This window comes from Aurantimonas sp. C2-5-R2, assembly GCF_036549495.1.
Classification (GTDB): Bacteria; Pseudomonadota; Alphaproteobacteria; order Rhizobiales; family Rhizobiaceae; genus Aurantimonas; species Aurantimonas coralicida_A.
Genome location: NZ_JAZHLJ010000268.1, coordinates 1 through 730 on the forward strand (window position 1 = coordinate 1; position 730 = coordinate 730).

2 pseudogenes are annotated in these 730 nt (G+C 63.2%); both read right to left on the minus strand.

Annotated features, from left to right (window positions below):
* A pseudogene (locus VQ044_RS25450) lies at positions 1-496 on the minus strand (Tn3 family transposase); the annotation flags it as partial.
* A 49-nt stretch (positions 497-545) separates the two neighbouring features.
* Positions 546-722 (minus strand): annotated as a pseudogene (locus VQ044_RS25995) (Tn3 family transposase); the annotation flags it as partial.
* Positions 723-730 lie beyond the last annotated feature (8 nt).

The window sequence follows — 730 nt, forward strand, 5'->3', positions numbered from 1 at the left end:
CGAGAAATCTGCTGAGTCCAAAAACCGGCTCGCTCTGGCCCTGGGTATCCGCGTGCAGGGTATCCGGCTGAAGCTGCGACCGGTTCTTGAGGAGGCCGTCCAGAATGTGCACTGCTTCCCAGACGCCGCAGGGGATGAAGGTGGTGAACAGCGCGATGTAGGTGTCGGCGATGTGGTGATAGGCGATGCCGCCGTAACCGCCATAGCGCACGTGCCGGGAGCCGATGAGATTGTTCTCGCGCAGCTTGACGTGGGTGCCGTCGGCGATGGCGGCCTGGCCGCTTCCCCAGTGTCGCGGCAGGGCGAAGCGGGCATATTCATCGATGAGGTCGGTCATCGCCGCTTCCAGCTTGTTGGCATTGATATGCTGGGCATTGATGCGACGCAACGCCTGCTGGGTGACGAGTTCGGGCGCATGGCGGGCGGTTTGGCCGGGTCCGAGATTGCAGCCATAGCCGAAGACGGTGAAGACGTAGCGGCGNGTTGGCATTGATATGCTGGGCATTGATGCGACGCAACGCCTGCTGGGTGACGAGTTCGGGCGCATGGCGGGCGGTTTGGCCGGGTCCGAGATTGCAGCCATAGCCGAAGACGGTGAAGACGTAGCGGCGCACGGCTTGCGCCAGCTTCGTATCGGCACCGGACGGCGGCCCAAAATGACGTGTGTAGCCGGTCCAGTGCTCGGCATATTTGAGGATATCGAGGAGATGGCGCTCGGGCATGCGGGCGC